The sequence below is a fragment of the Sphingosinicella sp. genome (assembly GCF_041916975.1).
Classification (GTDB): domain Bacteria; phylum Pseudomonadota; class Alphaproteobacteria; order Sphingomonadales; family Sphingomonadaceae; genus Sphingosinicella.
The window spans coordinates 478,705-498,377 of the sequence record NZ_JAYRYK010000001.1 but is presented as its reverse complement, the minus strand read 5'-3'; the positions used below and the strand labels follow the sequence as shown (position 1 = coordinate 498,377).

The 19,673-nt window shown below is 63.8% G+C and carries 18 protein-coding genes and 2 tRNA genes; 12 read left to right on the top strand and 8 right to left on the bottom strand.

Translation table 11 applies throughout. From position 1 onward, the window contains the following. Positions 1–123: 123 nt before the first annotated feature. The 3 genes from ACE3TJ_RS02455 to alr are packed head-to-tail and all read right to left on the bottom strand — an operon-like array spanning position 124 to position 2,890. Entirely contained in the window at positions 124–468 is a 345-nt protein-coding gene (locus ACE3TJ_RS02455) for a RidA family protein (RefSeq protein ID WP_374593503.1), read from the bottom strand. 26 nt (positions 469–494) lie between these two features. Continuing rightward, on the bottom strand, positions 495–1,751 hold the full coding sequence (locus ACE3TJ_RS02450; protein WP_374593501.1) for a D-amino acid dehydrogenase: 1,257 nt from the start codon (positions 1,749–1,751) through the stop codon (positions 495–497). Then, on the bottom strand, positions 1,751–2,890 hold the full coding sequence (gene alr, locus ACE3TJ_RS02445; RefSeq protein WP_374593499.1) for an alanine racemase: 1,140 nt from the start codon (positions 2,888–2,890) through the stop codon (positions 1,751–1,753). Before alr ends, ACE3TJ_RS02450 begins: the two co-directional genes overlap by 1 nt. Positions 2,891–3,008: 118 nt before the next feature. Between alr and ACE3TJ_RS02440 the strand changes: the two genes are divergently transcribed. Further along, positions 3,009–3,455: an Lrp/AsnC family transcriptional regulator gene (locus tag ACE3TJ_RS02440; RefSeq protein ID WP_374593497.1), complete on the top strand. Its 447-nt coding sequence runs from the start codon at positions 3,009–3,011 to the stop codon at positions 3,453–3,455. A 55-nt stretch (positions 3,456–3,510) separates the two neighbouring features. On the opposite strand, the gene ACE3TJ_RS02435 is transcribed toward ACE3TJ_RS02440, so the two are convergent. The 3 genes from ACE3TJ_RS02435 to ACE3TJ_RS02425 form a co-directional block, all read right to left on the bottom strand. Continuing rightward, on the bottom strand, positions 3,511–4,509 hold the full coding sequence (locus ACE3TJ_RS02435; protein ID WP_374593495.1) for a rod shape-determining protein: 999 nt from the start codon (positions 4,507–4,509) through the stop codon (positions 3,511–3,513). A gap of 170 nt (positions 4,510–4,679) precedes the next feature. Beyond that, positions 4,680–4,772: transfer RNA gene (locus ACE3TJ_RS02430), tRNA-Ser, on the bottom strand. A 38-nt stretch (positions 4,773–4,810) separates the two neighbouring features. Continuing rightward, a complete protein-coding gene (locus ACE3TJ_RS02425; protein WP_374593493.1) occupies positions 4,811–5,872 on the bottom strand; it encodes a mannose-1-phosphate guanylyltransferase/mannose-6-phosphate isomerase in 1,062 nt (353 codons plus the stop codon). Between the two features lie 185 nt (positions 5,873–6,057). Between ACE3TJ_RS02425 and ACE3TJ_RS02420 the strand changes: the two genes are divergently transcribed. From ACE3TJ_RS02420 to ACE3TJ_RS02375, 10 genes are all read left to right on the top strand, one after another. Next, positions 6,058–7,446: a TIGR03013 family XrtA/PEP-CTERM system glycosyltransferase gene (locus tag ACE3TJ_RS02420; RefSeq protein WP_374593491.1), complete on the top strand. Its 1,389-nt coding sequence runs from the start codon at positions 6,058–6,060 to the stop codon at positions 7,444–7,446. A gap of 4 nt (positions 7,447–7,450) precedes the next feature. Next, positions 7,451–9,532 (top strand): XrtA/PEP-CTERM system histidine kinase PrsK, encoded by a 2,082-nt coding sequence (prsK, locus tag ACE3TJ_RS02415; protein WP_374593489.1) that lies wholly within the window; start codon positions 7,451–7,453, stop codon positions 9,530–9,532. Then, positions 9,533–10,888: a PEP-CTERM-box response regulator transcription factor gene (prsR, locus tag ACE3TJ_RS02410; RefSeq protein WP_374593487.1), complete on the top strand. Its 1,356-nt coding sequence runs from the start codon at positions 9,533–9,535 to the stop codon at positions 10,886–10,888. Between the two features lie 78 nt (positions 10,889–10,966). Continuing rightward, positions 10,967–13,774 carry an XrtA/PEP-CTERM system TPR-repeat protein PrsT gene (gene prsT / locus ACE3TJ_RS02405; RefSeq protein WP_374593485.1) on the top strand — a complete coding sequence of 936 codons (2,808 nt, stop codon included), beginning with the start codon at positions 10,967–10,969 and terminating at the stop codon, positions 13,772–13,774. Positions 13,775–13,836: 62 nt separating this feature from the next. Continuing rightward, positions 13,837–13,913: transfer RNA gene (locus tag ACE3TJ_RS02400), tRNA-Pro, on the top strand. A 113-nt stretch (positions 13,914–14,026) separates the two neighbouring features. Then, a complete protein-coding gene (locus ACE3TJ_RS02395) occupies positions 14,027–14,581 on the top strand; it encodes a glycoside hydrolase family 108 protein (RefSeq protein ID WP_374593483.1) in 555 nt (184 codons plus the stop codon). A gap of 30 nt (positions 14,582–14,611) precedes the next feature. Continuing rightward, the gene (locus tag ACE3TJ_RS02390) at positions 14,612–15,025 is read left to right on the top strand and encodes a holin family protein (RefSeq protein ID WP_374593481.1); all 414 of its coding nucleotides are present in this window, start codon (positions 14,612–14,614) and stop codon (positions 15,023–15,025) included. Between the two features lie 106 nt (positions 15,026–15,131). Next, positions 15,132–15,524, top strand: coding sequence for a hypothetical protein (locus tag ACE3TJ_RS02385; protein WP_374593479.1), 393 nt, complete (start codon positions 15,132–15,134; stop codon positions 15,522–15,524). Beyond that, positions 15,525–15,800 (top strand): hypothetical protein, encoded by a 276-nt coding sequence (locus ACE3TJ_RS02380; RefSeq protein ID WP_374593477.1) that lies wholly within the window; start codon positions 15,525–15,527, stop codon positions 15,798–15,800. 247 nt (positions 15,801–16,047) lie between these two features. Continuing rightward, positions 16,048–17,010 (top strand): YncE family protein, encoded by a 963-nt coding sequence (locus tag ACE3TJ_RS02375; RefSeq protein WP_374593475.1) that lies wholly within the window; start codon positions 16,048–16,050, stop codon positions 17,008–17,010. A gap of 55 nt (positions 17,011–17,065) precedes the next feature. Here ACE3TJ_RS02375 and bla read toward each other — a convergent pair whose 3' ends face one another. Continuing rightward, positions 17,066–17,950 carry a class A beta-lactamase gene (gene bla / locus ACE3TJ_RS02370; RefSeq protein WP_374593473.1) on the bottom strand — a complete coding sequence of 295 codons (885 nt, stop codon included), beginning with the start codon at positions 17,948–17,950 and terminating at the stop codon, positions 17,066–17,068. A gap of 193 nt (positions 17,951–18,143) precedes the next feature. Here bla and ACE3TJ_RS02365 point away from each other — a divergent pair, with 193 nt between their 5' ends. After that, positions 18,144–19,127 (top strand): oxidoreductase, encoded by a 984-nt coding sequence (locus ACE3TJ_RS02365; protein WP_374593471.1) that lies wholly within the window; start codon positions 18,144–18,146, stop codon positions 19,125–19,127. Here the strand turns inward: ACE3TJ_RS02365 and ACE3TJ_RS02360 are convergent. Next, positions 19,124–19,651 (bottom strand): gamma carbonic anhydrase family protein, encoded by a 528-nt coding sequence (locus ACE3TJ_RS02360; protein WP_374593469.1) that lies wholly within the window; start codon positions 19,649–19,651, stop codon positions 19,124–19,126. The two genes, ACE3TJ_RS02365 and ACE3TJ_RS02360, sit on opposite strands and share 4 nt — an antisense overlap. Positions 19,652–19,673: the final 22 nt, after the last annotated feature.

The following is a 19,673-nucleotide window of genomic DNA, read 5'->3' as shown; positions in this document are numbered from 1 at the left end:
CTACGACCTGGAAACGCTGGGGCGGATAGTGCCGACGGTCAAATCGATGCATAACCACAGGATGAGCGCGTGTTAGGCCACTAGGGCCGATCACGCGTTCATCCTGTCATTCCGACAGTCACTTCACGGCAGAGCGGCCGTGACAATGATCTCGACCTTGTAGTCAGGGGTCGCGAGGCGAACCTCGCCCGTGGCGCGCGCCGGGGCGTTGGCGCCGCCGATCCATTTTTCCCACTCGACGTTCATCGCCGCAAAGTCTGCCATGTCCGCAAGCCAGATGGTGGCCTGAAGAATCCGGGACCGGTCGGTGCCTGTTTCGGCAAGAAGGCTGTCGATTTGTGCAAGAACGGCGCGCGTCTGCGCCGGTACGTCGGGTCCGAGCGCGACCTGGCCTGCCAGATAGACGATGCCGCCATGGATCACGGCCTGGCTCATGCGGGCCCCGGAATGCAAACGCTGGATGCTCATTGAAATTCTCCTTCTCGCTGTGTTCGTCACGATGAATAGCGTTTGATGTCAAGCCCTTCCGGATCGATCGGGGGCGTCGTTCCGCTGATGAGGCTTGCAATCAGCCGGCCGGAGCCGCAGGCCATCGTCCAGCCGAGCGTGCCGTGGCCGGTGTTGAGGAACAGGCCCGGCACCGGCGTCGCGCCGATGATCGGCGGGCCGTCGGGCGTCATCGGGCGCAGACCGCGCCAATATCCTGTCTCTTGCAGGTCGGCGGCGCCGGGGAACAGGTCGTTCACGCAATGCAGGAGTGTCGCCTGGCGGCGATCGGGGAGGCTGTTGTCGTAGCCGGAGATTTCGGCCATGCCGCCCACGCGGATGCGGTCGCCGAGCCGCGTGAGGGCAACCTTGTAGCTTTCGTCGAGCAGCGTCGAAACAGGCGCCCGGTCCGGCTCGGCGATCCGCAGCGTCACGGAATAGCCTTTCACGGGATAGACCGGCAGGCGAATGCCGAGCGATTGCACCAGCCGCGGCGAATGACTGCCGAGTGCCACAAGTACGGCATCGGCCGCGATGGTCCCGTGTGTCGTTCGCACAGCGCTGATCCGGCCGGATGCCTTTTCCAGCGCCTCGACATCGGTACCGTACCGGAAGCCCACGCCACGTGTCGCCAGCCACTCCGCGAGTGCAGCCGTGAACTTGTAGCAATCCCCGGTTTCATCACCGGGCAAACGGAGCCCGCCCACGAAACGGTCGCGCGATGCCGCAAGGCCGGGCTCCGCGCGCACGCAACCATCGCGATCCAGAACTTCGTAGGGCACGCCGTAGGACTGCAGAACGGCGATGTCATCCGCGCTTGAATCGAGCTGCTTCTGTGTCCGGAACAGTTGAAGCGTGCCGAGCGTCCGGTGGTCGTACTCGAGCGGCAAGCGCTCGCGCAGTTCGGCGAGCTCGTCACGGCTGAACTCGGCAAGGCGTACCATCCGGCTCTTGTTCAGCGCGTAACGCGACGCGGTGCAGTTGCGCAGCATGGCGGCGATCCAGCGCGCCATCGCAAGATCGAGCTTCGGACGCAGGATGAGCGGTGCATGGCGCATGAAGAGCCAGCGCATTGCTTTTACCGGGATTCCGGGGGCTGCCCAAGGCGACGCGTATCCCGGCGAAACCTCGCCCGCATTGGCGAAACTCGTTTCGAGTGCCGGACCGGCCTGCCGTTCGATCACCGTCACCTCGTGGCCCGCTTCCGCGAGATAATAAGCGGACGTGATGCCGACGACGCCTGCACCCAGGACTGCGACCTTCATTACACTGTCTCCAAAGCCGCCGCCGCGGCAGTTTTATGCCCTACAATGATGCGTTCCGAGCGCGCGCCGAGCCGTGTGAGGATTTCATAGGGAATGGTTCCGGCATCGCGCGCGACGTCGGCGAGTGCTTGGGAAGGGCCGAGCAGTTCGACGAAATCGCCTTCTGCCAGCGTATCGGGTGCCAGCGCGGTCAGATCGACTGTCATGCTATCCATCGAAACGCGGCCGACGACAGGAAGTCGCTTTCCGGCGTGCCATGCCGCGCCGACGCCTCCGAGGCTGCGCGGCCAGCCGTCGGCATAGCCGATACCCAGTGTCGCGAGGCGTCGCCGTGACGGCGCGGCGTAGTCGAGCCCGTAGCCGACGCGAACACCTGCCTCGACATTCCGGATCTGAAGGATGCGCGCGTCGAGCCGGACCACCGGGCGCATTGGTGTGCCGCTTGAATGGGGCTGCACGCCATAGAGCGCGATGCCGGGCCGAACGAGATCGCAGTGGAAAGTGGACGACAGAAAAACTCCGCCGCTATTGGCGATCGAAGACGGTGTCGTGGGAAACAGGGAACATATCTCCTGAAAGCGCGCGAGCTGCTCGGCATTTGCCGTGCGGTCCGGTTCGTCCGCGCAGGCGAGATGCGTCATGATCAGGCGAAGCGGAACGTCCTTCGCGAATGCCGGGTCTGCGGCCAGGGCTTCGGCTGCGGCGGCATTGAGCCCTAGACGCGCCATTCCACTGTCCACCTGGAGCACGGCCGGAAGCGGTTTGCCGAGTGCGCGCGCAAGACCGCGCCAGCGCGCGACCTGACTGTCAGCATTGAGGGCGGGCAGAAACCCATGCGCCGCGCAGACGGCTTCGGCGCCCGGGTCGAGGCCGTTGAGGATGACGATCTCGGCGTCCCTGCCAAGCGTATCGCCGATGGCGAGCGCTTCGCGAAGCTGCGCTACAAAGAAGGTGCGGCAACCTTCCTCGTAAAGTGCGGGGGCGACGTCTCTTGCACCGAGGCCGTAGGCATCGGCCTTTATCGTGGCACCGCACGCGGCCGGCGCGACATGGCTGGCGATCGGGCGATAATTGGCGCGTAATGCGTCGAGATCGACCGTCAGCCGACTTGAAAACATCGCATTGATGGGTCTCGACATGCTCACCTCCGAGAAAGAGCATATCCGTACCAGGTTCGAATTTTCCGCTTCTTTGATGTTTGAAGTGTCAATGAAATCAAATTAATAAAATAATATTCGATGTTTTGGAATGATATGCATGATCTCGCTCGATGATATCGACCGCAGGATTCTCAATGAGCTTCGCCTCAGCGCGCGCATCCCCAACAATGCGCTCGCGCAGAAGGTTGGGCTTTCCCCATCGGCGTGTCTTCGCCGCGTCGGCCTTCTCGAAAAATCCGGCGTCATCCGCGGCTATACGGCGATCGTCGCTGGCGCTCTGCCCGAGGAAGGGACGGTCGCGATCGTGCAGGTCGAACTTGAGCGGCAGACCGAAGAGTATCTGTCGCGTTTCGAGACGGCGCTACGGAAACATCCCGAGATTGAGGAATGGCATCTTATGACCGGTGCGGGCGATTATATCCTGCGCATCCAGATCGCCGGCATCGATGATTACGGGCAGTTCCACAGGGATGTGCTGTCGCGCCTGCCGGGCGTGTCGCGTATCACGTCGAGCTTCGCCATGCGAAGCCACCGGCGTGCATAGTCACTTTTTTCGTTCGGTGGCCAGGACTGCAATCGGTTTGAGGCTAAAGTGGGTCCTAGTTGAGCAGCATGTGGTGCAAGCCATTTGGGACGCACTGCGCGGGCGTATCCGCTGCCACCACTCGTAGGCCGGTGGCATTTTCGATCATGGACCGGATAAGAGGGACCACGGCGCTGCCACCCGTAAGCACGATGCCATTGTCGTGGATGTCCTGGCTCAGCTCGGGGGGTGTTCCATTGAGGACATCGAGAACGACCTCCACGATCTCCGTCACATGCCTTTCGACGACCGTATCGAGTTCCTTCAGGGTCACATCGATCGTGGTCGGCATTCCCGAGGTCAGGCTGCGGCCCTTCACGGCGATTGTACCTGCCGCTTTGGCCGCGGCTTCGCGCAGCTGGACATACTCCTGTTTGACTCGTTCCGCCGTCGTGTCTCCGATCAGGAATTTGTGGCGGAAGTGCAGGGCGTCGGCGATCGCCTGATCGAGCGATGCGCCCCCGATCCGCACAGAGCGTGTGAGGCAGATGCCGCCAAGCGAGAGAACCGCGACCTCGGTGGTTCCGGCACCGCATTCAACCAGCATCGTTCCGGTCGCTGCCGAGACCGGAAGGCCCGCGCCGATCGCCGCCGCGAACGGCTCCGCAATGAGACGGGCGGAACCGATGCCTGCGTCGCGCGCGGCTGTCAGCAATGCGCTGCGTTCAGCCATTGTCGCATCTGCGGGAACGCCGATCACGGCGCGAACCGGGGCCGTCCGCTTGCGCCCGAGCGCTTTGGGAACCGCATAGCGCAGCAGCTCGCGCGCCGAATCGATATCCTGAAGCACGCCGCGGCGGAGCGGCCGTTTGACCTCCAGGTTTCCCGTCGTGCGGTCTACCATAGCCTGCGCGCCCATACCCGCGGCGACGAGGCCCGGCGCGTTCCCATCCTTGCTGAAGCAGCACAGCGATGGCTCGTCGAAGACGACGCCTTCGTCGCGCCGTATCACCCGCAGGTTGGCGGTCCCGAAATCGATCGCGAGATCGGGCCTCCGTGAGAAAAGTGAAGCCATGGGCGACGCTTATCAGGGGGCCTGGCCTTTGTCATCAAGCACCGTCCAGACCGGTGCGTGATCGTTGGTCTTCACGGACGCAACCTTACACGACTACTTTTAAAGCGCTGACCTGATGTAAGGAGTGTTGCAAGGTTGACCCCCGTAAGGGGTTGTACTTGCACAGTTCTTGGCGGAGACGGAGGGATTCGAACCCTCGGTACGGGTTAACCCCGTACGGCGGTTTAGCAAACCGCTGGTTTCAGCCACTCACCCACGTCTCCAGCCGAAGGCGCGGCTATAGCGAAGCCGTTCGCTACGTTCAACTCATGTTGTGACGGCCATTCGCCTTTAGTGTGTCGATGATGCGTTTCACGTCCTGCGCGCGCTCGTTCGCTACGACGAGGACGGCGTCACCGGTGGCGATGATGGTGATGTTCGAGACGCCGATGGCGGCCACGAGCGGGCCTTCGCTGCGGATGAGGCAATCCGTGGTGTCGAGTGCGATGGCGTCGCCGCCCACGGCGTTGCCTGCGTCGTCGCGTGGAAGCTGCTCGAGGAGGGCGTTGAAGGCGCCAATGTCCGACCAGCCCATCTCGACGGGAACGACGGCGACACGATCGGCCTTCTCCATTACGGCGTAGTCGATGCTTTCCGATGGGGAGGCGAGGAAGCTTTCGCGGTCGGGGCGAAGGATCGCGCCTTCATCTGCGGCACCCGCCATCGACTGGCGCACGGCGGCTTCTATGTCCGGGGCATGGCGGCGCAGCTCGGCAAGGAAGCTGCCGGCGCGAAGCAGGAAGATGCCGGCATTCCAAGAGAAACGGCCGGTTTCGAGATAGGCTTTCGCCGTCTCCAGCGGTGGCTTTTCTACGAAGCGTGCGACGCGGTGGACGCCGTCTGCAATGGATTCGGCGGTTTCGATATAGCCGTAGCCGGTTTCCGGGCGGTCGGGCGTTATGCCGAAGGTGACGAGCCAGCCGTCGTTCGCCAGGGGCTCGGCGCGTGCGATCGCGGCGCGGAAGGCCTCGACATCGTTGATGATGTGGTCGGACGGCATAACGAGCATCAGCTCGTCCTCGGGAAGCATCAGCGCCGCAAGCGCGACCGCGGGCGCCGTATTCCGGCCCGCGGGCTCAAGAACGATCGCGCGCGGCGCAACGCCGATCTCAGCGAACTGCGCTTCGATCTCTGCGAGATGTGCGTCTCCGGCAACGATAAGTGGCGCTTTGAAGCCATTTTCAGCAGGCGCACGCCGTGCGGCCGACTGGATCAGCGTTTCGGAACCCAGGAGGCGGAGCAACTGCTTGGGGGTCGCGTTGCGCGACAGCGGCCATAGGCGGGTTCCGGCGCCTCCGGAAAGGATAACGGGCGTGGTTTGCACTTTGTTCACCGCCTTGCTCTACCTGCACAGCCATTAGGTCCGGGTTAAGGCGCCCACAAGCGGTGCCGAACACGGTCTGGCGCATCCATGCCATAAATCCGTCGCTGGCGTGTTCCTAGCAAGCTATTGTAAACTGTCGGCAAAGCAGGGGGATAGTCGAAGTCTATGAGCAGGGGTGGCCGCGTTTGATCCGACTTTTCAACCATTATCTCCCACGTCCGTTGCTCATCCTCGGCCTTATCGAGATCGTGCTGATCTATCTTTCGGCTCAGGCTGCGTGGCTTTTCCGCACGCAGCAGATCGACATGGACCCGGGCAGCATTGTGGCGCGCGCGCCGCAATTCGCGCTCTATGCGCTGACCGTGTACCTCGTGATGCTCGGAATTGGCGCCTACCAGATGGACTGCTTCCGGTCGCTGCGCATGGCGATGAGCCGGCTTGCCGTGGCCATGCTGGTCAGCATCACCGCCATTTCGGTGATCCTGTTCTTCTTCCCGGACGTCGATCTTTGGCGGTCGGTCGTCCTCTATGCGATCGCGCTCACGTTCGTCGTGATCTTCGCGTGGCGGGTCCTCATCTCGCGGATCGTGAAGTGGAAGAGCTTCCGTTTCCGTGTGCTCATCATCGGCGCGGGGCAACGCGGCGCCCGGCTGGCGCGCGCCGCGGAAGCCTCCGATTCGAACTTCACCGCCGCCGCAGTGGTGCGGCTCACCAACACGGGCAATGCGATCGACAATGCGATTCCGATCGATTCGGTGCCGTCGCTTGTTGATCTGTGCGAGCGGCTGCGGATCGATGAGGTCGTGCTGGCGCTCGATGAGCGTCGCGGCGCGGCACCGAGCGAAAAGCTGCTCGAGGTGAAGCTGGCGGGCTTTCCGGTTTCGGAGATCAGCAGCTTCCTCGAACGGCAGACGGGGCGCGTCGATCTGCGTTCGATCTCGCCCTCGTGGTTGATCTATTCGGACGGTTTTCTGGGCGCCGAGCCGGTTTCGATCATGCTGAAGCGGCTGTTCGACGTCACGGCCAGCCTCATCCTGCTCGTGCTCGCTTCGCCCATCCTCATCGTGGCGGCGCTTGCGGTGAAGCTGACGAGCCCGGGAGATACCTTCTACCGGCAGGAGCGGGTGGGGCAGTTCGGCAAGACCTTCAATGTCGTGAAGTTCCGCTCGATGGTGGCGGACGCGGAGAAGGACGGGAAAGCGCAGTGGGCAAAGTCGGGCGATCCGCGCGTGACGCCGGTTGGCCGTATCCTGCGCGCGAGCCGAATCGACGAGATTCCGCAGATTTACAATGTGCTCACCGGGGACATGAGCTTCGTGGGCCCACGCCCTGAACGGCCGGTGTTCGTGGAGGAGCTCGCCGCTGAAATCCCGTACTACCGGGAACGGCATATCGTGAAGCCGGGCATCACGGGTTGGGCGCAGCTGAACTATCCCTATGGCGCGAGCGTGATGGATGCGCGCCACAAGCTCGAATACGACCTTTACTACATCAAGAACTACAGCCTGTTTCTCGACCTGCTGATCCTGATCCAGACCGTTCGCGTCGTCGTCTGGCAGGACGGGGTGCGCTAGCGCCGTGCCCGCCTACAGCGATGTCAGCACATTCAGCCACAGCGTGGCGGCGATCGGCTATCTGTTGCTCGCGGGACTGCTGATCTATCGCCGGCTGGAATCGCGCGCGGACATGTGGCTGGTCGGCGCATCGCTGGCGATGGCGGTGTGGGCGGTGCTCGTCGTCCTCGTTCCCGTCGTCGACCCGGCCTATTCCGTGCTCGTCTCGATCGCGGAAACGCTGCGTTCGGCAGCGTGGGCCGTTTTCGCAGCGGTCCTCGTTATCAGCAATTGGCAGGATACGGCGCACAACCCCTCGCGCAGCGTGCTTATCGCGCTTGCCGCCGTCGTGGTGCTTCAACTGGCAGGGGACATCTGGAGCCTTGTGCGGGGGACCGCCGTTCCGGGATGGCTGCAGTATTTCTATACGATGGGGCGGCTCGCCGTCGCCATCGGTGGGCTGGTACTGACGCACAACGTCTACGTGAACTCCGCGCCTGCGAACCGCTGGAGCATCCGCCTGCTCTGCATCGCGCTTGCTGGCATCTTCGCCTACGACCTTAATCTCTACACGCTGTTCCTGCTCGATCCCGCGATGGGGCCGGACCTCGTCGAAGTGCGCGGGCTCGTGAATGCGTTCGTCGTGCCGCTCATCTATCTGTCCGCCGCGCGCAATCGCGGGTTGAAGCTGCAGGTTTCGCGGCAGGCGGCGTTCCATACGCTGTCGCTCGGCGCGATCGGCTTCTATCTCGTCCTGATGTCGCTTGCAGGTTACGGCCTGCGGCTGGTGGGGGGAGACTGGGGACGTCTGCTCCAGATCAGCTTCATCTTTGCGGCGGCGGTGCTCGCGGCCGTCATTCTATTCTCGGGCCGTGCGCGGGCGTGGCTCCGCGTCCAGATCAACAAGCATTTCTTCGCCTACAAGTATGACTACCGGCAGGAATGGCTTCGTTTCGTGAACACGGTATCGAGCTCGGGGCCGGGACTCGGCGAGCTGCACATGCGCGTCGTTCAGGCCGCTTGCGAGCCGGTGGATTCGCCCGGCGGTGCACTGTTCATCGGGGCGGAGGACGACAGCTTTGTACACCTCGCCCGCTGGAACTACAGAACGCTGCGGCCAGGGCGGATTGAAGGCGCGGCTCGCCTCAAGGCGCATTTTGAGGCGAGCGGCCGTGTCCTCGATATCGAGGAGCATAGGGGCGGCCGCGAGAGTGCGGCGCTCAGCCTTCCACAATGGCTGGTCGAAGACCCGCAGGCGTGGCTGATCGTGCCGCTCATTCATATCGACGAGGCGATCGGTTTCATCCTGATTGAACGGCCGCTTACCCAGCGCGAGCTCAACTGGGAGGATTTCGACATCCTCCGTACCGTGGGGCGGCAGGCGGCGAGCTACGTCGCCGAGGCTGCGGCGCTCGCGAAGATCGCGGAATCGCGCAAGTTCGACGAGTTCAACCGCCGCTTCGCCTTCATCATGCACGATCTCAAGAACCTCGTGAGTCAGCTGAGCCTCGTTGCGCGCAATGCGGAGCGCCATGCCGAGAATCCCGAGTTCCGGGCGGACATGATCGCGACGCTGCAGAGCTCGGTCGCCAAGATGAACGACCTGCTGGCGCGGCTTTCGCAGCAAAGCGTACAGGCAGGCCCTTCCGGGGACACGTTCGATGTCTGCTGTGCGGTCGAGGCTGTCGCGAATACGGCGCGGCGCTCGTGGCCCGGCGTGACCGTCGATCGCTGTGGGCAGGATGTCATGGTGAATGGTACAGCTGAGCGTTTCGAGCAGGTGCTGATCCATCTCGTCCAGAACGCTGTTGATGCAAGCGAACCGGGAAGTGCGGTGACGATTGCGGTGGAGCCGGGCGACACCGTGCGCGTGCGCGTGCGCGACCGTGGTCGCGGCATGAACGCTGACTTCATTCGCGACGAACTCTTCGCGCCCTTCAAGTCGACCAAATCCGGGGGCTTTGGTATAGGCGCGTTCGAGGCGCGGGAAATGACACGGGACATGGGCGGCAAACTCCTGGTTGAAAGCGAGCCGGGTGTGGGGAGCTGCTTTACGATCGAGCTGCCGGCGGCTGCGGCGCCGCTGGCGAATAGGCGAGAAGGCTGAATGGCGAACAAAACGGCACCGAAACTGCTGGTCGTTGAAGACGACGAAGGGCTGCAGCGGCAGCTCAAGTGGTCTTACGAGGACTATGAAGTGATCTGTGCGGGCGATCGCCGCACCGCCATCGAGCTGCTGCGCGCCCACGAACCTGTGGTGGTAACGCTGGACCTCGGTCTCCCGCCCGATCCGGACGGGACCAGCGAGGGCTTCGCGACGCTCGTGGAAATCCTGGCCCTGAAACCCGATACCAAAGTGATCGTCGCCTCTGGCCACGGCGCGCGTGAAAGCGCTCTGCGGGCGATCGCGCTCGGCGCATACGATTTTTACCAGAAGCCCGTGGATATCGATCAGCTCGGCCTTATCGTGCAGCGGGCGTTCCACCTCCACGAGATCGAGACGGAAAACCGGCAGCTTGCCGAACGCGACGGTCACGAGGCGCTCGGCGGCCTCATCACCAGCTCGGACAGTATGCTCCGCGTCTGCCGCATGATCGAGCGCGTCGCCAACACCGACGTCTCCGTCATGCTGCTCGGCGCGAGCGGCACAGGCAAGGAAGTGCTGGCGCGCGGGCTGCATGAGAGTTCCGGACGCAAAGGCACGCCGTTCGTTGCGATCAACTGCGCGGCGATTCCCGAAAACCTTCTGGAGGCTGAACTGTTCGGCTACGAGAAGGGCGCGTTCACGGGTGCGGTGAAAACCACCGAGGGCAAGATCGAACTCGCCGAGGGCGGTACGCTGTTTCTCGACGAGGTGGGCGACATTCCTCTGCCGCTGCAGGTGAAGCTGCTCCGCTTCCTGCAGGAACGCGTGATCGAGCGCATCGGCGGCCGCAAGACGATCCCTGTCGATGTCCGCATCGTCTGCGCGACGCACCAGAACCTCGAAGCGATGATCGCCGACGGCGCCTTCCGCGAAGACCTCTGGTACCGGCTTGCCGAGGTCGTCATCAAGATTCCGCCGCTTGCCGAGCGGCAGGGCGATGCCGTGCTGCTTTCCCATCATTTCCTGCGCAAATATGCCCGCGACATGAAGCGCCCGGTGAAGGGTTTCAATGCGGATGCGCTGGCCGCGATCGAGGCGTGGAAGTGGCCGGGGAATGTGCGCGAGCTTGAAAACCGCATGAAACGGGCCGTCATCATGGCGGATGGAAGCCGGCTTTCAGCGGCTGACCTCGACCTTGCCGAAGTCGAGGACGACGATTTCCTGAACCTCCGGTCCGCACGCGAGCGGGCGGACCGAAACGCCATTCGTATGGCGCTGGCGCGTACCGAGTCCAATGTGTCGAACGCAGCCAAGCTGCTCGGTGTGAGCCGGCCAACGCTGTATGATCTTCTAAAGCAATATAATATTGAGACCTGACGGTCATAATGCCGTGGTTATCAAAAAAGGGTCGCACGCGGCCACGGCAAGTCGAACCGTCCTACCGAGGATAAAAAGATGTTGAACAAGACCTTCCTAAAGCTTGCAGCGGCGACCCTCGCGCTTGCAGCTCCCGTCGGCATTGTCGCCTTCCCGGCGTACGCCGACGCGCGGAGCGAATCGAACGATGCCTATGTTCAGGGCTTCCGCCTCTTTCAGGCCGGCGACTATCGCAGCGCACGCATTCAGCTGATGAAGGCGCTGAAGGCGAACCCCAATAACGGGCTGGCGCGTCTGCTTCAGGCACGCGTCGCGCTGGAATTCGGCTCCGGCATTCAGGCGCAGACGGAGCTGGAGCGCGCCATGCAGGCGGGCATCCCTTCGGCGAAAGTGCGCCATCTGCGCGCCCACGCGCTGATGATGCAGCGCAAGTACGGCGAAGCGATGGACCTGCTCGACGCGCGGACGATCGAGCCGCAGTTCGCCGCCTATGCGGCGCGGCTGCGCGGCCAGATTCTGACACAGCAGCGCAACATGCCGGAAGCGCGTGCCGAGTTCGAACGCGCGCGCCGTATCGCACCGAAAGACCCGGAAACGCTGGTCGATGTCGCGCGCTTCTATGCGTCCGACGGCAAGTTGCAGGAAGCTTCGGCGCTGGCCGATCAGGTGCTTGCCGCGAAGCCGACGAACGTGAAGGGCCTGATGCTGAAGGGCGACCTCGTGCGCCGTTCGCAGGGCCTTGAACCCTCGCTCACCTATTTCAACCGTGCGCTGGAGGTTGATCCCAACAACATCGAGGCGCTACTGGAGCGCGCTGCGACGCTCGGCGACCTCAAGCGTGAAGATCAGGCGCGTGCAGATCTGAAGCGCATCAATGGGCTGGTTCCGGATCACCCGCTCGCGCTCTATCTGGAAGCCGTCCTCGAAACCCGCGCCGGCCAGTATGAGAAAGCGCGCCAGCTGATGACGCGCACGAAGGGCACGCTTTCGAGCTATGTGCCCGCGCTGATGCTGCAGGGTATGCTCGCCTATCAGGCGAACGACACTGCGCAGGCCACCGATTTCTTCGGCAAGGTGGTTGGCGCTTCGCCGAACGCTGTGCTTCCCCGCAAGTTGTATGCGGCTTCGCAGCTGAAGGGCAATGACACGCGGGGCGCGATCGAAACGCTGAAGCCGGTCATCGATTCCGGCGCTGCCGATGGCCGCACCTATGCGCTTTACGGCGCAGCCTTCGCGCGCGAAGGCAAGATGGCCGAAGCGCAGCAGTACCTGCAAAAGGCTGTCACGGAGGCGCCTAAGGCGGGCGAGCTGAAAACCCAGCTCGCGATGACGCAGCTCCTTCAGGGCAACGCCGAGTCCGCCGAAGAGGGGCTGATGGACGTCCTGAAGGACGACAGCAAGTCGCTGCAGGCGCTGATGGTGCTGACGCTGATCCAGATTCGCGACCGTGAGTTCGACAAGGCGCTCGTCACCAGCAACCGGATCATCACGCTCTATCCGAACCTGCCCGTGGGCTACAACATCCGCGGCGGCGCGGAGCTTGGCATTGGGCAGACGAAGAAGGCTGAAGCGAGCTTCCGCACTGCGCTAGAAAAGAAGTCCGACTACACCGAAGCGCGGCGCAACCTTGCGCAGGTGCTGATCGCGACGAACCGCATTCCCGAGGGCGAGCGCGAGCTGAAGCAGCTGCTCGAATACAACAAGCGCGATGGCCGTGCGCTGACGTTGCTCGCCGTAACGGCGGCGCGGCGCGGCGATGCGACCGCACGTGTAGAGTGGCTGCGTCAGGCCGCCGCGGTCGATGCCAAGCAGCTCGGCCCGCGTGTGCAGCTTGCCGATGCCTACCTCGACACCAATCAGAACAAGCGCGCGCTTGACGAGGTCGCCTCGATCCTGCGCGACTTCCCCGAGCAGCCGCAGGCCCTGCTGGCGGCGGCCCGCGTCTATGAAGCGGCGGGTCAGAAGAGCCAGGTCGAATCGGTTCTGAACCGGCTCGTGAATGCGCAGCCGGACAGCCCGCAGCCGCGCGTGATGCTGGCCCGTGCGCAGGAGGCCAACAAGAAGGTCGCAGCGGCGCGCGCGACCTACCAGCGCATCCTGACGATGCCGCGTGTCGACCCGACTCCGGTCTATTCCGAGCTCGTGTTCTTCGAAGCACGGCAGGGTGACTGGAACGCGGCGAAGCAGTGGGCGGAGCGTCTTCGCAAGCAGGCGCCCAAGGAGAATTTCGCCGATCTCGCGCTCGGCCGCGCCTACCTCGGGCGGAACCAGGCCGCGGCGGCGCTTCCGTACCTCGAAGCCGCGCGCAAGACGAAGTTCAACCTCGCAGCCGCGCGCGCGCTGTCGCAGGCCTATGTGCAGACCGGCAAGCCCGCGCAGGCCGTCACGATGATGCAGGCCTATCAGAAGGCGAACCCGCGCGATCCGATCGCGCTTGCGGCAATCGCCGAGCTGCAGATGCAGCAGCGGCAATACAAGGCGGCCATCGCCAACTACGAGGCGCTGCGCAAACTGCCCAACGCCGAGCAGAGCGTGACCGTGCTCAACAACCTCGCCTGGGCCTATTCACTGGTGGGCGACAAGCGCGCGCTCGCGACCGGGAAGCAGGCTTATGCGGTGGGGCCGAATGTGCCGGCGGTGCAGGACACGTATGGCTGGCTGCTCCTCCGCAACAAGGGGGACAGGAAGCTGGCGCTCAGCCTGCTCCAGAAGGCGGTGGCGGGAACGCCGAACGATCCAGACGTGCGCTTCCACCTTGCCGTCGGCTACGCGATGAACGGGCAGCGCGGCAAGGCGGTGGAGGCGCTGGAAACAGCGCTGAAGGCGCCGAAGTTCGACAGCCGCCCGGCGGCGCAGAAGCTGCTGACCAGCCTGCAGGGCAGCTAGGCATAAACCCGGCGGGCAAGGCTTGCCTTTGCCCGCCAAGGCCCTTAAGTGCGGGCCACGGTCGGAGCGTAGCGCAGCCTGGTAGCGCATCACACTGGGGGTGTGGGGGTCGCAGGTTCGAATCCTGTCGCTCCGACCAGCTTTCCCTTGAGCGAAACAACCGAGACGGTGCGTGGTGCCGGTTTCGTGATAGGATTTGACAAATAGGAACCATATGGGTTCGTTCTGCTCCCCAAGAGCAGGAGAGCCCACATGGCGTCCATCGACGATCTCATCGAAATGCTGCTGCGCCGCGAAGGCGGATACATCGACCACCCGGACGACCGGGGCGGCCCCACCAACTTCGGCATCACGGAGGCGACGGCGCGGGCGGCGGGCTACGGCGGCGCGGTGCGCGACCTGCCGCGCAGCACGGCGGCGGACATCTACCGGAAACGCTATTGGCACGAGACCGGCTTCGACCGCGTGAACGCGCTCGCCCCGCGCATCGCGGCGGAGCTTTTCGACGCCGGCGTCAACATGGGGCCTGCGGTCGCCACCGGCTTCCTCCAGCGCGCGCTGAACGCGCTCAACCGCCGTGAACGCGACTGGCCGGACATCCCGCAAACCCGCCGCATCGACACGGCAACGCTCGCCGCGCTGAAAGCGATGCTCCAAACGCGCGGCAAGGCGGGGGAAACCGTGCTGCTCCGCGCGCTCGAAGCGCTGCAGGGCGCCCGCTACATCGAACTCGCCGAGGCGCGGCCCGCGAACGAAAGCTTCGTCTACGGCTGGCTCGCCGGCCGCATCGGCGACTTCCACGCCTGACAGCCCTCCGCCCGGAAAGAAAGGACCATCATGTCACTCGTTGACGGCATCATCGCGCCGGTCGCCAAGCTGCTCGACCGCATCATCCCGGACAAGGAGGCGCGCGAACGCGCCAAGCTGGAGCTGATCCAGCTCGAAGACAGCCACGAACTGAAGCTGATAGAGGCGCGCATGTCCGCGATCATCGCGGAGGCGAACGCGGCGGACCCGTGGACGAGCCGCGCGCGGCCGAGCTTCCTCTATGTGATGTACGTGCTGCTGCTCTGGTCCATCCCCATGGGCCTCATCGCCGCCGCCGACCCGGCGATGGCGAAGGCGATCGGGGATGGGATGGGCGCCTACCTCGAAGCGATCCCCGAACCGCTCTACATGCTCTTCGGCACCGGCTACCTTGGCTACACGGCGGCGCGGAGCTGGGGGAAGGCGAAGGGGGCGGATAAATAGCCGCCGAAGCGAGTGTCGAAAAGATCGCAATAATTGCAAAAGTGTAATACTTTAAAATCGATAAGACACCGTTTTGAACGGCAAGATTATCTGCTATTTTCACTAGATGTCTGACGACCCAATCATCGGCCTGACAAAGGCCTTAGAATCTGCTCGGAATGTGCGGTTGGGGAAAGGTGTAACCTCAAAGACTAGCTACATTGCCGCCATTCCATTGCTGATTTGGGGCATTGTTGTATGGCGATGGTCGGAGAGCCTGATGATGAATTTTGGGTTGGTTTTAGCGGGATCGATAGCGACTTCCTTCGCTTTTTGGTTCATTAAGTCAAGCCGCTCTTATGCCGAACGGAACCCAGCATTAGCGCTTTTGGAAGGGGCTGAATTACTAGAATGGCACAGAATGGAGGTGGCCGCGAAGGGGGTCACGCCTGATAGTTGTACACCACTCATTGAGGATTTTGGCGGTTTGCCTCCCGCGTTAAAAGAAGGCGAGGTCTAAGTGCTTGGGAAATTTTTCGCGATTACGCTAAATTATAAGGATGGCCCAAGAACGGAGGCGATCCAGAAGGCTTTGTCTGGTTATGATTGGCTTCGCTTTTCGAGCAATACCTACTATGTCTATTCATTTTCGCATGATGCGAAGGTGCTCTACGATTTGATTCGTCCCCTTCTCGGCAAAACAGACGATATACTTGTTGTAGAATTGTCAATTGCCAACCGCCAAGGCTGGGCATCGAAAATCGCTGTGGATTGGTTACAAAAAGCACGTGCTTAACATTTTCAGTCCCCACTGATATGGAAAACTTCCCTTCACTTGATTTTTAATCGCGCTGGTTTTCTGATTTGTAGAGCGAGTGCCGACTTTTTTACGAGAGTGAAGGAGCGGCACTCATTTCCTGTGAGTTTGAACAAACGACGGTCGGGTCATGTGTTGTAGGTGTGTTATTATTAGTCTGAGGTCGCTTAAAGGTGACCTCCCGCCCTATCCACGTCAATATGCCCCGAAACATCGGGAGAGCTTCATGCGTACCATCTTCACCGCCGCGCTGCTGATTGCCGCGCTTCCGGCTTCGGCCGAGACGCTCATTGTGGGGAACAAGGGCGAGGATACGGTGAGTTTCATCGATCTGGCGAGCGGGAAGGAGTTGGCGCGCTCGGCAAGTGGGGCGAATCCGCATGAGGTGGCGCTTTCGCCGGACGGGGCGCGGGCAGCGGTGGTGAACTATGGTGCTGCGGCGATCGATGTTTATGCGGTGCCGGGCGGTGAGCGGCTTGCGACGTGGGACATTGGGCCGAATTCGCGGCCGCATGGGCTGCTTTGGCTTGCCGACGGGCGGCTGGTGGCGACGGCCGAGGCTTCGAAGACGCTGGTGGTGATCGACGGCACGGACGGCCGTGTGCTGCGGTCGATCCCGACAGACGCAGAGGGGTCGCACATGGTGGCGGTGCATCCTTCGCGGCCGCGCGCTTACACGGCGAACCTGAAAAGCGGCAGCGCGAGTGTGATCGATCTCGATAGCGGGCGCACGGTCGGCCATCTGCCCGCCGGGCGCGAGGCGGAGGGGATCGCGATCACGCCGGACGGCAAAGAGGTGTGGATCTCCAGCCGGGGATCGAACGAGGTGCATGTTTACGATACGGCGACGGACACGCTCGTGCGGCGCATCGAGACGGGGCCGTTCCCGCTGCGCATCGCGATCAGCCCGGACGGGAAGCACGCCGTGACCTCTGAACTGCAGGCGGGTGCGCTCGGCGTTTACAGCGTGGCGACGGGCAAGCACGAACGCACGATCCCGGTGAGCGGCAAGGGCGAGGCGATGCAGGTGACGATCCTGTTCCGGCCGGACGGCAAGCGGCTGTTCGTGGCGGAGACGGGAACGAACACGGTGGCGGAACTCGAATGGCCGAGCGGCAAGGTGCTGCGGCGCTTTCCCGTGGGCGTGAACGGGGACGGGCTCGGCTGGTCTCCGGTAGGCGCGAAGTAACGTTCCCTCTGCAACGCCGTCAGCGCCCGCGCATGGGCCTGCGGGCGCGGCGCGGCTAGGACGCGTGCCAGGCGGCGATGAAGCCGCCAAGCGCGGCGTGCGCTGCGTTGAGATCGGCGAGGGGGGCTTTCGACCCATCCATGTAGATCGCGGCGATGAGCGGGGCTGAGGCTTTCGGCGGCCAGAGGATCGCGATGACGTTGACGGCGCCGTTCATGCCTGTGCCGGTCTTGTCGCCGACACGCCAGTCTACCGGGAGGCCCGCGCGCAGCCGATCCCGCCCCGTGGGCGAGGCGATCATACAGCCGGTGAGGCGGTCGCGCGCGGCCTGCGGCAGAACGGCATCGGAGACCAGCAGCCTTTCAAGCGTGACGGCCATGGCGCGGGGTGTGGTGGTGTCGCGCGGATCGCCGGGGGTGTTGGCGTTGAGGGTCGGCTCAGTGCGATCGAGGCGCGTTTCGGTGTCGCCGATGCCGCGCAGCCAGCGCGTGAACCCGGCAGGGCCGCCGACGAGGGGCAGCAGCAGGTTCGCCGCCGTGTTGTCGCTGAGCTCCACGACGGCGGCGCACAGCGCCTCGATGCTCATCGCGCCCTCACCGACGTGGCGCTTGGTGACGGGCGCATATTCGAGAAGGTCGCCCGCCGTGTAGGGGATGCGGCGATCGAGGCGGAAATCCCCGGCCTCGCTGCCCGCGATCACTGCTGCGGCAAGCGCCGCCTTGAAGGTGGAGGCCATCGCGAAGCGTTCGTCCGGGCGGTACGCGATCGCACGGCCGTTGCCGGTGTTCCGCACAAAAAGGCCGATGCGGCCGCCGGTGCGGGCCTCGACCTCTTCGAGGCGGCGCACGATCTCGCTCGCGGCGCGGGCGGGCATGCCGGCGGCGAGGACAGTCGCGCCGATACCGGCGAGGGCGAAACGGCGGGTGTACCGGGCGGTCATGGCTGGTGAGGCTTTCTCGAATAGTCGCGGTTGGAAACAAACAATGTTTGATTCTGTGCGGGCGATGCGCAAGACATGGACGTGGAGGCGGCACGATGCGGCGCTGCGGGGGGATCGTTTACGGGCATGGGCCGCGATCATTCCGGCGCGGCGCGCGCATTGCAAGCCCGCCTCCTGAAATTGGAGACAAGCCGTGCCCACGCCCCAATCACCGATCCATTCCGGCTTTGATGCGCGCTCGACCGCCGACGACGTGATCGCGGGAATCGACCTTTCGGGGAAGACCGCGATCGTGACGGGCGGCTATTCGGGACTGGGACGCGAGACGGTGCGCGTGCTCGCGGCGGCGGGTGCGCGCGTGATCGTGCCGGCGCGCGATGTCGCGCGGGCGGGTGCAGCGCTTGCCGGTATCGATGCCGAGATTTGGGCAATGGATCTACTGGACCCGGCCTCGATCGATACGTTCGCGGCGCGCTTTCTGGAGGGCGGCACGCCGCTCGATATGCTGATCAACAGCGCGGGGATCATGGCGCTGCCCGAACTCACGCGCGATGCACGCGGGCACGAGATGCAGTTCGCGACCAATCACCTCGGGCACTTCCAGCTTACGACGCGGCTGTGGCCGGCGCTGGTTGCCGCCAAGGGCGCGCGGGCGGTTTCCGTCTCTTCGATGGGGCACAGACTGTCGCCGATCGTGTTCGACGACATCGATTTCGAGCGGCGGCCCTATAGCCCGTGGACATCCTATGGCCAGTCCAAGACGGCGAACGTGCTGTTCGCGGTCGCGCTCGATGCGCGGGGGCAGGCGGAGGGGGTGCGGGCGTTCGCAGTGCATCCGGGCACGATCATGGACACGGGGCTCGCCAAGCACATGCCGCCGGAGATGCCGAAGCGGCTCGGCGTGGTGGACGAGGGCGGCCGCCCGGTGATCGATCCGGCACGGGGGCTGAAAACCGCAGTGCAGGGCGCGGCGACGCAGGTGTGGTGCGCGACGAGCCCCGCGCTCGACGGCATGGGCGGGGTTTACTGCGAGAACGCGGACATCTCGCCGGTGATGGCGGAGAGCGACGCGGCGCCCGCGGCGGGCGATGGGCTCGGCAAGGTGGGGGTGTGGCCGCACGCAATCGATCCTGCCGCCGCCGAGCGGCTGTGGACGGTCAGCGAGTCGATGCTTTAGGGTTTTACGACGGGGAGATTCCGGTGCGCCTTCGAAAGCCGCGCGTAGTGCTTCGGCCCCTCGCGGTTTCCGGCGATGTCTTCGGGTGAGAGATCGCGCACGTACTTGGCGGGGCGGCCCGCCCACATCTGGCCCGAAGGGATGCGCTTGCCGGGGGTGAGCATGGCGCCCGCCGCGAGCATCGCATCGCTTTCGATGACGCAGCCGTCCATGACGATGGCACCGAGGCCGACGAACGCGTGATCATGGAGCGTGCAGCCGTGGACGATCGCGGTGTGGCCGATCAGGCAGTGGTTGCCGATCACGGTATCGAATGCGCCGCCGGAGATGTGGACGATCGTGCCGTCCTGAATGTTGGTGCCTTCGCCGATGGTGATCGAACCCACGTCGCCGCGCACGACGCAGTTGTACCAGACGCTGGAGCCCGCGCCGATCTTCACATTGCCGATCACGTGCGCGCCGGGGGCGATGAAAACATCCTCGGCGATCTCGGGCACGGTGCCCTCGTAGCTGTAAACCGGCATTCGTGTTCGTCCTTCGGGAGAG

Coding starts and splice junctions, on each gene's coding strand:
- ACE3TJ_RS02395 (WP_374593483.1), top strand. CDS start 14,027: ATGGCGTCCATCGACGATCTCATCGAAATGCTGCTGCGCCGCGAAGGC.
- ACE3TJ_RS02390 (WP_374593481.1), top strand. CDS start 14,612: ATGTCACTCGTTGACGGCATCATCGCGCCGGTCGCCAAGCTGCTCGAC.
- ACE3TJ_RS02450 (WP_374593501.1), bottom strand. CDS start 1,751: ATGAAGGTCGCAGTCCTGGGTGCAGGCGTCGTCGGCATCACGTCCGCT.
- prsT (WP_374593485.1), top strand. CDS start 10,967: ATGTTGAACAAGACCTTCCTAAAGCTTGCAGCGGCGACCCTCGCGCTT.
- ACE3TJ_RS02375 (WP_374593475.1), top strand. CDS start 16,048: ATGCGTACCATCTTCACCGCCGCGCTGCTGATTGCCGCGCTTCCGGCT.
- alr (WP_374593499.1), bottom strand. CDS start 2,890: ATGTCGAGACCCATCAATGCGATGTTTTCAAGTCGGCTGACGGTCGAT.
- ACE3TJ_RS02360 (WP_374593469.1), bottom strand. CDS start 19,651: ATGCCGGTTTACAGCTACGAGGGCACCGTGCCCGAGATCGCCGAGGAT.
- ACE3TJ_RS02385 (WP_374593479.1), top strand. CDS start 15,132: ATGTCTGACGACCCAATCATCGGCCTGACAAAGGCCTTAGAATCTGCT.
- ACE3TJ_RS02435 (WP_374593495.1), bottom strand. CDS start 4,509: ATGGCTTCACTTTTCTCACGGAGGCCCGATCTCGCGATCGATTTCGGG.
- ACE3TJ_RS02455 (WP_374593503.1), bottom strand. CDS start 468: ATGAGCATCCAGCGTTTGCATTCCGGGGCCCGCATGAGCCAGGCCGTG.
- prsR (WP_374593487.1), top strand. CDS start 9,533: ATGGCGAACAAAACGGCACCGAAACTGCTGGTCGTTGAAGACGACGAA.
- ACE3TJ_RS02440 (WP_374593497.1), top strand. CDS start 3,009: ATGATCTCGCTCGATGATATCGACCGCAGGATTCTCAATGAGCTTCGC.
- bla (WP_374593473.1), bottom strand. CDS start 17,950: ATGACCGCCCGGTACACCCGCCGTTTCGCCCTCGCCGGTATCGGCGCG.